The organism is Psychrobacter sp. NG254 (assembly GCF_015277735.1).
Taxonomy (GTDB): Bacteria; Pseudomonadota; Gammaproteobacteria; order Pseudomonadales; family Moraxellaceae; genus Psychrobacter.
On sequence record NZ_JADHDA010000007.1, the window covers coordinates 86,804 to 101,135 of the forward strand.

12 protein-coding genes and 1 tRNA gene are annotated in these 14,332 nt (G+C 44.6%); 7 read left to right on the plus strand and 6 right to left on the minus strand.

Annotated features, from left to right (window positions below; all coding sequences use genetic code 11):
* Nucleotides 1-73 precede the first annotated feature (73 nt).
* The 3 genes from folC (at nt 74) to IP510_RS12360 (ending at nt 3,760) form a co-directional block, all read left to right on the plus strand.
* Nucleotides 74-1,432, plus strand: a complete 1,359-nt coding sequence (folC, locus tag IP510_RS12350; protein WP_194365146.1) for a bifunctional tetrahydrofolate synthase/dihydrofolate synthase — start codon at nt 74-76, stop codon at nt 1,430-1,432.
* A gap of 262 nt (nt 1,433-1,694) precedes the next feature.
* On the plus strand, nt 1,695-2,918 hold the full coding sequence (locus tag IP510_RS12355) for a LysM peptidoglycan-binding domain-containing protein (RefSeq protein WP_194365147.1): 1,224 nt from the start codon (nt 1,695-1,697) through the stop codon (nt 2,916-2,918).
* 311 nt (nt 2,919-3,229) lie between these two features.
* Entirely contained in the window at nt 3,230-3,760 is a 531-nt protein-coding gene (locus IP510_RS12360; protein ID WP_194365148.1) for a DUF2726 domain-containing protein, read from the plus strand.
* A 114-nt stretch (nt 3,761-3,874) separates the two neighbouring features.
* On the opposite strand, the gene IP510_RS12365 is transcribed toward IP510_RS12360, so the two are convergent.
* From IP510_RS12365 to gatC, 6 genes are all read right to left on the minus strand, one after another.
* On the minus strand, nt 3,875-4,819 hold the full coding sequence (locus IP510_RS12365) for a DUF1853 family protein (protein ID WP_194365149.1): 945 nt from the start codon (nt 4,817-4,819) through the stop codon (nt 3,875-3,877).
* Nucleotides 4,820-5,277: 458 nt separating this feature from the next.
* Nucleotides 5,278-6,303: a hypothetical protein gene (locus IP510_RS12370; protein WP_194365150.1), complete on the minus strand. Its 1,026-nt coding sequence runs from the start codon at nt 6,301-6,303 to the stop codon at nt 5,278-5,280.
* Nucleotides 6,304-6,513: 210 nt separating this feature from the next.
* Nucleotides 6,514-6,590, minus strand: a tRNA-Pro gene (locus IP510_RS12375).
* A 114-nt stretch (nt 6,591-6,704) separates the two neighbouring features.
* The gene (gene gatB, locus IP510_RS12380) at nt 6,705-8,234 is read right to left on the minus strand and encodes an Asp-tRNA(Asn)/Glu-tRNA(Gln) amidotransferase subunit GatB (protein WP_194365151.1); all 1,530 of its coding nucleotides are present in this window, start codon (nt 8,232-8,234) and stop codon (nt 6,705-6,707) included.
* Nucleotides 8,234-9,730 carry an Asp-tRNA(Asn)/Glu-tRNA(Gln) amidotransferase subunit GatA gene (gatA, locus tag IP510_RS12385; RefSeq protein WP_194365152.1) on the minus strand — a complete coding sequence of 499 codons (1,497 nt, stop codon included), beginning with the start codon at nt 9,728-9,730 and terminating at the stop codon, nt 8,234-8,236. The genes gatB and gatA overlap by 1 nt, the downstream gene beginning before the upstream one ends.
* Nucleotides 9,731-9,846: 116 nt before the next feature.
* Entirely contained in the window at nt 9,847-10,158 is a 312-nt protein-coding gene (gatC, locus tag IP510_RS12390; RefSeq protein WP_194365153.1) for an Asp-tRNA(Asn)/Glu-tRNA(Gln) amidotransferase subunit GatC, read from the minus strand.
* A gap of 637 nt (nt 10,159-10,795) precedes the next feature.
* Here gatC and IP510_RS12395 point away from each other — a divergent pair.
* The 4 genes from IP510_RS12395 to IP510_RS12410 all read left to right on the plus strand — a co-directional run bounded on the left by IP510_RS12395 (nt 10,796) and on the right by IP510_RS12410 (nt 14,290).
* Nucleotides 10,796-11,824, plus strand: coding sequence for a rod shape-determining protein (locus tag IP510_RS12395; RefSeq protein ID WP_194365154.1), 1,029 nt, complete (start codon nt 10,796-10,798; stop codon nt 11,822-11,824).
* Between the two features lie 232 nt (nt 11,825-12,056).
* On the plus strand, nt 12,057-12,911 hold the full coding sequence (gene mreC, locus IP510_RS12400) for a rod shape-determining protein MreC (protein WP_194365155.1): 855 nt from the start codon (nt 12,057-12,059) through the stop codon (nt 12,909-12,911).
* Between the two features lie 117 nt (nt 12,912-13,028).
* Nucleotides 13,029-13,514 (plus strand): rod shape-determining protein MreD, encoded by a 486-nt coding sequence (mreD, locus tag IP510_RS12405; protein ID WP_194365156.1) that lies wholly within the window; start codon nt 13,029-13,031, stop codon nt 13,512-13,514.
* A 71-nt stretch (nt 13,515-13,585) separates the two neighbouring features.
* Nucleotides 13,586-14,290 carry a Maf family protein gene (locus IP510_RS12410; RefSeq protein WP_194365157.1) on the plus strand — a complete coding sequence of 235 codons (705 nt, stop codon included), beginning with the start codon at nt 13,586-13,588 and terminating at the stop codon, nt 14,288-14,290.
* Nucleotides 14,291-14,332: the final 42 nt, after the last annotated feature.

The window sequence follows — 14,332 nt, forward strand, 5'->3', positions numbered from 1 at the left end:
GGTAAATGCTATTTTTGGTTTTAGCTAATACATATATTTTTATCTCTTATTAAATTTTATATAGGTTTTATTCATGTCTGACCTTTTAGCACCCAACCCTAGTAGCCCTAATAACGAATCTAGTCTGACTGAGTGGCTAGACTATATGCAGCAGATTCATGTGTCTGCGATCGATATGGGATTATCACGTGTGTTTCCTGTCGCAGAGGCATTAGGAGTAGTGCAATCAGCCAAAGATGACGCTTATGTATTTACCGTGGCAGGCACTAATGGCAAAGGCTCTACAACTGCTGTCATCGCCGAAATGTGTAAAGCTGCAGGATATAAGACAGCACTGTACCAATCGCCACATCTCAGTGCCTTCAATGAGCGCGTACGTGTGAATGGTGAGATGGTTAGTGACCAGACTCTGATTGCTGCCTTTGCCAAAGTAGAAGTTGCCCGCTTACAGTGTGATTTGACCTTGTCATTCTTTGAGATGACAACGCTCGCAGCCTTGTTGATATTTGCTGAAGCAGACTGCGATGTATGGGTATTAGAAGTAGGATTAGGCGGACGCTTGGATGTGGTCAATATCATTGATCCTGACATGGCAGTGATTACCAATATTGGCATCGATCATGTCGACTGGCTAGGTGATAATGTTGAAGACATCGGCCGCGAAAAAGCAGGTATATTACGTAATGGGATTTCTGTAGTTTATGGGTCAAGCGAGATGCCAGACAGCGTGCAGCACGGCATCAATACTCAGCAAGCGACTTGCTATCAGATAGGGCGTGACTTTAGCTATCGTGATATCAGCTCAGATACTTGGCAGTATAGTAATGCAGCAGTGACTTTGCAATTACCACGTCCAGCGCTATCACTGACCAATACAGCCAATGCACTATCAGCAGTACTCGCCAGTCCATTGGATGTCGATATCCATGCCATCGAGCAAGCACTACAAACAGTCAAGCTGGCAGGGCGTTTTGATTATCGTGAGAGCCGCAGTCGTCATTGGCTATTTGATGTGGCGCACAATGAGCAAGGCGTTGAGTTCTTACTAGCACAGCTATTACCTTTTTGGCAGCAGCATGTAGACAGTCAGCTTAATCAAAATAGCTCAGCGACTGTCACCCCGCCAAAGATTAAAATGCTGTTCTCTATGCTTGGTGATAAAGACATCGATAAGGTGGTACAGCGTTTGACTGCGGCAGGGTTGCCCATTAGCGAGTGGTTCATCGCTGAGATTGATTATCCACGTGCGGCAAGTACCCAGCAACTACAGAGCATTTTGGTCAATTATATTGATAGTGATGCTATACATGTGTTTGATGGCCTAAAGTCGGCAACGAATGCGGTAATAGAAGCCAGCCAAGCGCAAGACTTAATCGTCGTATGCGGTTCGTTTCACACCATTGGTGAGGCATTGGCTGCGCTAGGGCTCTGATCATATGAGTTAAAGTAAGGCGTGTTTAGTGTTAACCTTAGTCGTCGCCTGATAGCAGACAGCAAGAAAAATATGCTTTATAATCAAAATGATTTATAAGATTGAGTCTAGAAATTGGGCGCATAAAAAGTCAGCACATATCTAACCATTGATAACCGTAATTGGCGTTAAGAGAGTCTGAATAAAGCAATTTATCATGTTGCTTTGAGAGATTTTCGGCGCTGCCGGGTCAACCTTATTACCAACTAAGAGACGTAAACGGATGAACTTTTCGAGACAAGCCTTATTGGGCATTGGGATGATTATAGGCGGTAGCGTCATGCTATATGCCATGGTGCAACAGATTGGTGAGAGTGATATACCGCAGCCTGAATCAGTGATGGTAGATAAGCCAGATGTAGAGCAAGCAGCGTCACAGCCGTTAACGACTGATATCGAAACAGAAAAGCGCATCCTTGCCCAAAAACAGAAAGAGCGTGCCGCGCGTGTGGCAGAACAAGAAAAACGGGCAAAAGAGTTTTTGACAGAGCAAGAGATGGCAGAAGCGGAGGCGTTGGCAAAAGCCCGTGCCGAGAGCCAACAATATGTGGCAAGTCGCACACCTGACGTAGAAGACAGCACAGATACTGCAAAAGATATCAACAAAGACCTAACTGTTCAGCCTCGTACTGATAATGTATCGGCTGTCGACGCTAAGAAATCTAGTGATGCTGAAAAGCAAAAAGCAGCTCAAGCGCAACAAGAAGCAAAGCGACAAGCTACGATTAAAGCAGAAGCCGCTGCTAAAAGGCTAGCTGACAGTAAAAAAGCCGCTGAAGCAAACGAGCAAGCCAAAGTAAAGAGGCAAGCAGAGGCCAAAAAGCAGGCTGAAGCACAAGCACTGGTAGAACAAAAGCGAGAAGCTGCCGAAGCGGCTAAGGCTAAAAACGAGCCACCAAAATCACCTTCTGACTATGAAGTAAAAAGAGGTGATGGGCTCATTAAGTTAGCAAGACAATATAATATACCTGTCGAAGTGCTGGCACAAGCCAATGATATCTCTCCGTCAGCATCATTACAATTGGGGCAAAGTATAACGATTCCGTCACGTGCTCAAGTACAGCGTCTAGAGCGTGAAGCAGTCGCTGCCGAGCAAGCGCGTGAGAAAAAGCGCCAACAAGAAGAAGCCCTTGCAAAGAAATCTGCCGATGCCAAGCGTGATGCCCAGCAAAAGCTCAGTGCCGCGCGTAAGGAAGTTAAAGAGACGGATGCCAAGGGTAGCTTTGGGGTACAAGTTGCGCTAGCTGACAATCAAGCCAAAGCTGACGAGTTGGCAAAGAAATTCAAATCGGCAGGCTATCAGGTGAAGACCAGTGCAACCAGCCGCGGTGTCCGTGTAGTGGTTGGGCCTGAACGCGGAAAAGTAGCCGCATTGGCACTAAAAGACAAGATCAATAGCGACCCGAAAGTAAATACGACCAGTGCGTGGGTACTATACTGGCGTTAATACAGAAGCTTGAGTGAGCGTTTTATAAAACTAGAACGCGCATCGATATCTTTTATGAAAACACGACAATTAATGTCGTGTTTTTTGTTTTTAGGTTTGCTGATTGGCGCGCACTTGGTTAGGATAAGCACGATTTTTATTATCTATTTTTATAACCTGTCGGCCTGTAGAGGCTGACCTGTTGTGATCGGCCAGTTAATGACTAAACGAAGTTATCGCACTTATACAAGTTATCGCACTGATAGAAGTCATGATACTGATAGAAGTTATAACACTCGGCCAATCACCCTCATATCGTATAAGGTAAAACCATGTCATTTGGTGTTATATTTTTAATATTGGCCGTTGGGTTTTTAGGGGTGATAATATTACCCAAGCTGTTAGCAAAGCCGCCAGCCGCTGAGCCTGATCCAAAACCAGTACGCGGTGATGAGTTGGCTATTTGGCCATTTGCGCCCATGCCCATCATGACTGATACTGAAGTCATATTTTTTGATAAGTTAAAAAAAGCACTGCCTGAGTATCATATATTTGTCCAAGTTCAGCTGTCACGAATCATCGAGGCCAACAGCAGTGAGACCTCAGAGCGTAACTTTTGGTTCAATCGTATCTGTCGCCAGAGCGTTGATTATGTGATCGTAGATGTCGATGCTCAGACCACGCTGGTGGCTATCGAGCTGGATGACTGGACGCATAGCAGTAAAGCGCGCCAAAAAGCCGATGATAAAAAGGATAAGGCGCTTGCCAGTGCAGGTATTGCGATGGTGCGTTTCCATGCTGAGCGCATGCCGAGTGCTGAGATACTAAGAGATGAGCTGATGCATGTCATTGAAAGGTATTAATCAAGTGAGGTAAGTATTGCTAAATCGTTTTTAGCTACGTACCTCGCTTAACGGATCAGAGCAACCAGCGATGAATCATTCGATCGTTCGAGTTGAATACAGCTATTCGTTTGTCTACCTTAGGTAAATGACAATCGGCCTATCACCTTCAAAATATAATCCTGTCTTAAGCAGCTCATCATCCGACCACGCCGACTGCTGCTGACCATCATAATTATGTCGCTCATCATAAAAGCTGCGCTTGGTAAACCATTCAATATAATGCGCAGCTCGCAACGTCGTCGTATCGATGGTTGCAAGACCAGCCTCGTCCCTCTTATCGCACCATTCATGTAGTGGAAAGCTGGATGCTAGCCAAGCAGGGTAGCTAAAGTTATTGATATTTATTGGCAGAAAAAACCGCCCTTTTATGATGCCATAACGCTTATCAATTTTAACCTGACCTTTATCTTCGGTATCTACCCATACTGTCCGAAATTGCTTGGTCTGCATGTGCGTCATCTTGCGCTGTAGATTGTCATTGGCATTAATGCCCACCCAGTTCACAGGCTCAAACGGTGCTGACCCCATAAAAAACTTAATGGCCAGCTCCCAATGTTCGACCAGATTCTCATCATGATTATACAAAATCAAATCAAGCTCACCGACGGTCTGCTTGCCATTATAGAGCTGCACATTATTCGCAAGTGTCTCATACGGATGCAGCTTGCGCGCAAATCCATCCTCTAACCAAAATGACAGTAATCCTTCAAAATGAAACCCTAATCGATTGGGGCTAGGGCGCTTGAGTAAATAACGAGTCAGCGCTTGATAGTCAGTAGTGGTATCGAGCTCTGTTAATCGCTGCTCATACGCCTCAAACTGTGCTTGCCAAAAGCTAGCGCTATGCACTGCAATAGCATGTGTATTCTCATGCGGTGCAAAATCTAACCACTGTGTTAAGACGTTAGGACAAGCAAGCGCATAAGCCAAATCACGCACATAAGGTCGGCGGTAACGCTCCCAAGGGGCATCATCTATAAGGCGGGTAGAGGTGGGCTGAGCGATAGGCTCGGACATAGGGTAAACCAGTGTAAAGGTGTAGCATTTACCCTAACGGCTCGCTCAATAAAAGTCTATAGGACACGAGTATCAGCTAGGGTAGTGCTGGATTGTGCTAATGCTACATCATTATGTTGATGACATAGAAATTAAGCTGAATGTTTGGTGCATTTGATAATAAAGGTAGTAGAACGATGATTAGAAACCTCAATATATCAAAGTAGGTTTGTGGCGATTTGTTGCATAGCTTTTGTGCTGACATAGTAATATTGTTTGAAGGGTTTGCTTTAGTTAGCTTGGTATCGTGCGTGGTGTTATCAGTAAAAGGAGTTACTGAGGTATTTTGGTTTGGGTGTGTCATATTCATATCTCCATGTCAGCTGTAGCGGTGTACTAGGGCTTTCAACATAGGTCTATGGTATGTGGTAGTAAGGGGGGCTTATAAGGGTATATAGCGGTGATATACCCCTATTTTTTTAATTATTTTTTTCTGTGTCTATTCTTAGTTGCTGTACCTGTTTTATCCAATGACTTACGGGCTTTTCGGTTATTTTTGCATTAAGGCTTATTGAGGAATTAACTATATTTTTATTGGTCGTTCCTTTATGAGCTGTAATATCTAATTGTGCCTTATGGAATAGAACATTTAATAAACGTGTGACAGCTGTTTGAGTTTTAGGGTTTAATTCCACTTCATCAGCTGTATCATCTGCTATTTCAGCCTTGGTTTGATTCAGCTCATCATTGAGCTTGGCTTTAAGTATTTCATTTTCAGCTGCAAGTCTTTTTACTTTTTCTCTCAAGGCTTTAACTTCGTTTTGTTCAATGTCACTATCGTCTTCATTAGACTTCTCGAATAACTGTAACTTTCCATTATCAAAGGTAGATATAAACTGATTTTTCTTAGGTGTGAAATCATCTATGCTCAACAAAACTAGGCTATCGAACCGAATAATAAACTGATAAAAAAATCGTGATATTAGCTCTGGGATTTCATTTATGCTTATTAGCCCATTTTTATCAATCTTAACTTGGCTGTTTAACGCAAGATCATGAAGTCTTTTACGCACAATAACTTGTTCATTTGCATAGTTTTCATTGAATAATTTATCCATCATTTGCATATCTGTAAAATCAGGGTAGCCAAATTTTTCGAAAACATCTAGGTTAGTCAGTTCGTCTGAAATGAAATATATATCACCTAAACGACCTGCCAATTCTATAGGCATTTCTCTAATAGTATTCAAAGTTAATGGTGCATTCTTAATATCTTCAAATAAAGAAATAATTACTTCACTCTGATTGTAGATAGGTAATACCTCTGCACTGTTAACGTCTATGTAGTAGGCTTTGGCTTTGGTATGAAATTTATGATATTTGAGATAACTGGCAATATAGTATGAAGTAAGCTCAGTAGATACAAGGCACAAAATATCGATAATGTTTGATAAACATATATATTTGTCAAATTTACCTTCTTCTAAAGCAATAACATAATCCATATTCACACCTTTATACCCTTTATCAAAGTAGCTTCAATGTAGTGATAGCACAAGAGTATGAGTAAATACCTTTTACTTGATCATTTCTAGCCCTACCCAAATTTCTATCATTTGTTCTTTGAATACATCATACAATCCCTAGCCAAATTTAGCACAAAAAAAAGCCAACCATTGAAAACAATGATTGGCTTTTCTCTTTACTGCTATGTTTGGTCGGAACGGCAGGATTTGAACCTGCGACCACTACACCCCCAGTGTAGTGCGCTACCAGACTGCGCTACGCCCCGAATGACTGACTATTTTACGCAAAATTGCACATATTGCAAGAGCTATTTATTTTGCCCAAACTCTATTGCGCAATTTTACGTATAGCCATCAGCATAGCCATTTAGTCGTTTACCTTAACCTAATAACTCTTTTAGAATTTGGTTCACTTGCTGCGGATTGGCACTACCGCGACTGGCTTTCATGACTTGACCGACCAGACCGTTAAAGGCTTTTTCTTTGCCGCCGCGATACTCATCAACCATCGCTTGATTTTTTGCAATGACTTCTTCAACGATGGCTTTGATAGCGCCAGTGTCCGTTTCTTGCTTGAGGCCTTTTTCTTCAATGATCTTATCGGCTGCATCATCAGCATCGCCGCCTTCACGCTCGTATAGAGCACTAAAGACTTTCTTAGCCAATTTGCCAGATAGCGTGTCGTCTTTGATACGTTTTAGCATGCCAGCCAATTGCTTGGCACTGATAGGGGAGTCGACGATGTCTTTGTCATCTTTATTCAGCGCGCCGAGCAAGTCGCCCATGACCCAGTTGCCAGCCATTTTGGCATCTGCTTGACCAACTTCTGCGACGACTGCTTCGAAGTAATCAGCAATTTGACGACTACCAGTTAAGATACGAGCATCATATTCTGATAGACCAAGTGCTTCTTCAAAACGCGCACGACGGGCTACAGGTAGCTCAGGCATGGCGGCTTTAATCGCATCAACCGTATGCTGCTCGATACGGACAGGTAGCAGGTCAGGATCAGGGAAATAGCGATAGTCGTTGGCGTCTTCTTTGGTACGCATCACACGAGTTTCATCGCGCTCTGGATCATACAGCATCGTTGCTTGAACGACTTTGCCACCATCTTCTAAGATATCGATTTGACGCTCGATTTCACGATTGATAGCACGTTCGATAAAGCGGAACGAGTTCAAGTTTTTGAGCTCAGTACGCGTACCAAGCTCATCACCTGGTCTGCGCACAGAGACGTTACAATCGCAGCGGAACGACCCTTCTGCCATGATAGCGTCAGAAATACCGAGCCAAGTGACCAACTGATGAATCGCTTTGATGTATGCAAGCGCTTCGTGAGCAGAGCGCATATCAGGTTCAGAGACGATTTCAATCAGCGGTGTACCAGCACGGTTGAGATCGACACCCGTCATACCATCGACGGCATCATGTACTGATTTACCAGCATCTTCTTCCAAATGCGCGCGGGTGATACCCATACGCTTTGGATATTCGTTCTTATCCCCTTCATTGACCACGACATCGATGTAACCTTCACCGACGATAGGGTTGGCCATCTGAGTGATTTGATAGCCTTTCGGCAAATCAGGGTAAAAGTAGTTTTTGCGGTCAAACGTATTAAATAGACCCAGCTCAGCGTTGACGCCGATACCGAATTTTAAGGCACGATCGACCACGCCAGCATTTAGCACTGGCAATACACCAGGTAGACCCAAGTCTACAATGCTGGCTTGGCTGTTTGGCTCATGACCGAAGTCAGTCGGCGCGCTTGAGAAAATCTTACTCTCCGTATTGAGCTGGCAGTGAATCTCGATGCCGATGACGACTTCATAACCATCAACGAATAGCTCTTTACGCACTGCGTGCTCGCGGACGGCATTGTTATCAGTAGTAGTTGCTGTATTCATTATACCGTCTCCTTTGCGATGGCAGAGTGTTGTAGATGATGATCCGTATGCTGCTGGAACAGATGCGCAGTCGTGAGCAGTTGACTCTCTTGCCAGTGCTTACCGATTAATTGCAAACCAATTGGTAGACCGTCTGAGGTCAGACCAACTGGTTGGCTGAGCGCAGGCAGACCCGCTAAGTTGACCGCGATGGTATAAACGTCACCTAAGTACATGGTCGCAGGGTCGAGATTATCACTGAGCTTGTAAGCAGCGGTTGGTGCGGTCGGACTGGCAATCACATCACAGCTGGCAAACGCTTCATCGAAGTCTTTGACGATTAAGCGGCGGATTTTCTGTGCTTTCGTATAGTAAGCATCGAAGTAGCCTGCCGATAGCGCATAAGTGCCGGTCAAGATACGGCGCTGTACTTCAGGGCCAAACCCTTCAGAACGTGAGCGCGTGTATAGATCGATCAGATCCGTTGGGTTCTCACAGCGATAGCCAAAGCGTACGCCATCGAAGCGTGATAGGTTCGATGACGCTTCTGCAGGCGCTAGCATATAGTAAGTGGCAAGCGTGATTTCAGGATCAGTGATGTTCACTTCTACAATGGTCGCGCCCAGCTCTTCGTATTTTTTCAGTGCTGCACGTGCTGCTTGCTCGACTTCTCTATCAAGCCCTGTACCGAAGTATTCTTTAGCCACACCAATACGCAAACCAGCAAATGGTTTGTCACCAGCAGCGGCTTGGGCATCATTGATGTCTTGTACGTAGTCAGGCATGTCATATTTGATAGAAGTCGCATCGCGTGGATCATGACCAATCATTGGCTGTAGCAAATAAGCACAATCTTTAGCGCTGCGTCCCATGCTGCCAGCTTGATCCAGACTTGAAGCGTAGGCAATCATACCGAAGCGTGACACTCGGCCATAAGTAGGCTTAATACCCGTTAAGCCGCAGAATGAAGCAGGCTGACGAATAGAGCCACCCGTATCACTACCGGTTGCGACTGGGACGAAACCGGCGGCAACAGCGGCAGCACTACCACCTGACGAGCCACCAGGGACACGTTCTAGGTTCCAAGGGTTTTGCACCGTGCCGTAGTATGAGCTGCTATTGTCTGAGCCCATCGCAAACTCATCCATATTGAGCTTGCCTAAGCTAATCATGCCAGCTTTGTCGATGTTAGAGACGATAGTCGCGTTATATGGTGAGACAAAATTATACAGCATCTTTGAGCCGCAAGTGGTCAATACGCCTTGGGTACAAAAGATGTCTTTGTGTGCCATAGGGACGCCAAGTAGTGGACGCTGATCGCCCTGTGCCCGCATCTCGTCTGCCGCTTTTGCTTGTGCGCGTGCTGTCTCAGAGGTATGAGTGATAAAGCTGTTAATCTTGCTGTCTAGCGCATCGATACGCTTTATATAGTGTTCGGTCAGTTCAAGACTACTAAATTGTTTGTCTTGTAAGCCCGTAATAAGCTGCTGGGTACTTAATAAATGAAGTTCAGACATAAGGTGTCGTCCGTCAAAATGTGAATAACAAAAGTAAAATGAGATAGAGGTCACAATAGCGTTCATTGGCTATTTAATAAGCGACCACTTGAAATAGGCGGCTGTATAACAAGTCGCTATTCGATTACTTGCGGTACGAGATACAAGCCTTCTTCAACCGCTGGGGCAACTGACTGATTACGCTCGCGATTGATATTATGTTCGGCCACGTCAACACGCAGTTCTTGGCAAGCTTCATGGATATTCGCTAGTGGTTTGATGTCTGTGGTATCGACATTGGATAGCGTATGCATGAGTTTTAATACTTTACTGATATCATCGGCATAACTGTCGGCAGTACTTTCATCGACACCTAAACGTGCAAGGTTGGCCACTTCTAGGATTTCTTCACGGCTGACATGATCAGACGTTGCTGGTTGCTGTGACATGATTTCTCCAGTTAAGGACAGTTTTTGTTAGAGTAATTAATTGCGAAAACGAAAATACATGAGCCTTAAAACAAAATTGGCTACAGAGTTAGCTTATTATAAAGCATCTGACCCAAGTTTACAGAACATGACGCTTGATTGATGCACAATATCAACCAATACATATTAGTGGTGCAAAGTATCAGTCAATAAGCAGAAATGCACACAGATTTGCAAAACTGACCCTATAATTCATGATTGATTTTCAATTGCGCCCCAATTAGGTTCTAAAATACGTTACAGTATGCACTTGCTACCAAGCAAAACCATTATCTGCTTGTAGAGCCTTGTTAGTTATAGAATTAAGTGATGTTCCATTGAGTTGAATGATAGTCCCTACTATTTCAAACTTTGTAACAACTTTTATCGTCTCAGACAAAAATCCTTACTTACTGATGCAAATACCTATGTTTTTTTTGAGCTAAATCGGTATAATTTAGCTCAGTTTTTTCATTTCATCATTATTGCTTAGGTTTGACTGGTTGCGATGCGTTATTTTCGTGATCGTTGATGTCTAACGACGACCTGCTAAACACTGACGAGTAACACTTTAGTCAATCTCATTCGCCTCATTCGCAAGACGCTGGATATATTAGTCATGAACCTGTTTGGATTTTTATCAAATAATATCGCTATCGACCTCGGTACTGCGAACACCCTCATTTTTATTCCTAATAAAGGCGTCGTGCTTGACGAGCCTACGGTGGTCGCGTTACGAAGCAATCGTACTCAAAACCCAACCGTTGCTGCTGTCGGTATTGATGCCAAGCAGATGCTGGGTCGTACGCCTGCCAACATCACCGCGATTCGCCCGTTAAAAGACGGCGTGATTGCGGATTTTGAAGTCACGCAAAAAATGCTGAAGCATTTTATTGCCAAAGTAAAAGCCAAGCGTTTTATGGCACAGCCCAATGTGGTGGTTTGTGTACCATGCAAGTCTACGTTGGTTGAGCGTAAAGCGATTCGTGAAGCAGTCTCATCAGCGGGTGCAAGTAAAGTGCTGCTATTAGAAGAGCCAATGGCGGCAGCGATTGGCGCAGGCTTGCCAGTTCATGAAGCCAGTGGTTCTATGGTAGTCGATATCGGTGGTGGTACGACTGAGATTGCGGTTATCGCACTGTCAGGCTGTGTCTACGCTGAGTCGATTCGTATCGGTGGTGACATGTTTGATGAGGCCATTATCACCCATGTACGCCGTACCCACGGTTGTGTCATCGGTGAAACGACGGCAGAGCGCATCAAAAAAGAAGTCGGCTCTGCATTGAATGAAGACAGCCAGCTAGAAGTTGAAGTTCGTGGTCGCAGTATGGCAGAAGGTGTGCCAAAGACATTCACCGTTAATTCAGAAGAAGTGCAAAAAGCCTTGGCCGATCCATTAAGTGGCATCGTGAGTGCGGTAAAAGTAGCACTTGAGCAAACGCCGCCAGAGTTGTCATCAGATATCGCTGAGCGCGGTATTGTACTGACTGGTGGTGGCGCATTATTGCGTGACCTAGACAAGCTTATCTCACAAGAGACTGGCCTACCAGTGACTGTGGCAGAAGACCCATTGACCTGCGTCAGCCGCGGCGGTGGTATTGCGCTTGATTTCATCAATAACAAAAGCTTAAACATGATTTTTGTCTAATCAGTTTCGCTTAAATGGTGTTTGCTTATCACGACTTTGTTATTGCTGTAGAATTTGCAGTATTGATCTGTCGCTCGCAATGTCATGCGCTTATAAAGATATAAAATTAAAGGTAGCCGATTGTGCTGCCTTTAATTGCATTAATCCATGCTAGAACCCAATGTCCTCGATAAACACTCATGCTATAAATAAGTGCTATTGCTCATTTTAGATCTTTTAAATTAGACACCTTATGACTCCAAGTATTTTTGCGCGCCAAGCATTATCACTTCGTAAGACTGCCATCGTCTTGATAGCAGCCTTAATACTGATGTGGTTTGATAGCAAAAATTCGGAGTGGTTCAATCCTATACGTAGCACCAGTCATGCCGCTATGCAGCCCATCTATGAGTTGTCTCTATTACCGAGCTATGCCAAGCACTGGGCGAGTGGTAGCCTGCAGTCAAAAGAAGCACTGCGCCGCGAAAACATGCAATTGAAGTCGCAGCTGATTCATGCCCATGCCAAACTGCAACAGCAAGACTATATCTTGGCACAAAACGCCCGCCTGCAAGGTATCTTATCGACCACCAAGCCTGAGCAGTTTGATCTTAATTTGGCTCAAGTCATTGGTACAGACACCAATTTGCTCCGCCAGATTGTGGTGCTAAACAAAGGTGCGCAAGACGGTGTGCAAGTTGGACAGACTGTGATTGATGAAAATGGCGTTTTGGGTCAGATCATCAATGTCTACCCTAATACCAGCCGTTTGCTACTGATTACGGATGAGCAGCAGTCGGTTGCGGTCACAGTCAAACGCACAGGTCAGCGAGCTATTGTGACAGGAGAAGGTATTCCAACATCCTTGAGTTTGAACTATGTTTTTAAGACCTCCGATGTACGTGTGGGTGATGAGCTAGTATCCTCAGGGTTAGGTGGCCGTATTCCAGCAGGTTACCGCGTCGGTCGCATCGCCCATGTCAGAGACGGGCAAGCTGACAATTTCAGAAGCATTGAGGTCACGCCAGCGGCAAACTTCGTTGACAATGCTTATGTGTTGATACTTCAAGACAAGCTTTTAGAGCAAGACAACACATCTGTGCCTTAATCTCATTGCATAACGCCTCGCTGGTCAATGCCGAGTCATCTGCTCACCAAATCGTAATACCTGTAAATCCCTAACCAATCAAATCATCAGTCACCACACTCGCTAAGGTAAGTACTCATGTCGTATCCTGATTCTGAGAATGCAACAGGACTATTGATTGTCGTGATTGCCTTGAGCTTTATTATTGCGTCATCACTCAGTGTCTATCCACTCAGCCCAAGTATGGCTGTGCTGCGCCCTATGGTCATGATTATGGTGCTGATTTTTTGGTTACTGTTTCAACCACGCTATGTCGGTATTTTTACCGCATTTACCATTGGGCTTATCGCTGATTTGTTGATGGACACTCACCTAGGGCAGCAAGCCTTTGCCGCTGTTGTGGTTGCACTGGTTGTCAAAATCACGAGTGTCTATGTCAGGCAGCTCAGTACGGGCAGTGCTTGGTTTATCGCCAGTCTAGGATTGGTCGTTTTTCAGCTAACGCTGTGGATGCTACAGATGTTTGTACAAAATATCTTTGTGACAAAGTCTGCGTTTTCATTGATCATCAGTATCATCAGCTGGCCACTTATATTGCTGTTCTTACGCAAGTTTTCGCGTTAATCACTCAGCTGTCATTAGCATCATAAATAGCAAGTATCTATACCCCGTATTTATTTATTGAGAGAGTCATCATGAAGGTCATCCTAGCATCTGGTTCGCCACGTCGCCGAGAACTGCTAGCAAGAACAAAGTTAGATTTTACTATCTTGAGCGTCGATGTTGATGAGACATGGCACAATGATGAATCACCAGCAGACTATATCGAGCGTATGGTCGCTACAAAAGCCAATGCCGCTATACAGCAGTTAAATCAGACTACAAACATCAATCAAGATGGCGCGACATCTTGCATGATTTTGACTTCTGATACGATTGGTGTATTGGCAGATGGTAAGACGGTATTGGTCAAACCAACTAATCGTGAGCATGCCTATACGATGTGGCAGCAGATGTCCGATACCGAACACGAAGTGTGGACAGCCGTACAGGCGACTCTATTAGCGTTAAAGCCTAGAGCATTAGACAGCACATCAGAGGGTACATTAGACAACGCCTCAGAATACGGTCCTGTTTTTCAAATAACTGACCAGCAGCATATTCTTGAGCGCACTTCAGTGACTTTTATTGCCTTGACGCAAGCGATGATGAGCGACTACTGGGACAGTGGAGAGCCAGCTGATAAAGCGGGTGGGTATGGTATCCAAGGGCTAGGCGCTGCTTGGGTTAGCCGTATCAATGGTAGCTATACCAATGTGGTTGGATTACCGCTGGCGCAGACACTGGCGCTTATCAAAGACATGACCCCAGATAGTGAAAAGTCAGTAAACTCCTTATAGTGAGATATGCACATAATGACACGGTAGGCTGATGGGCAAGAG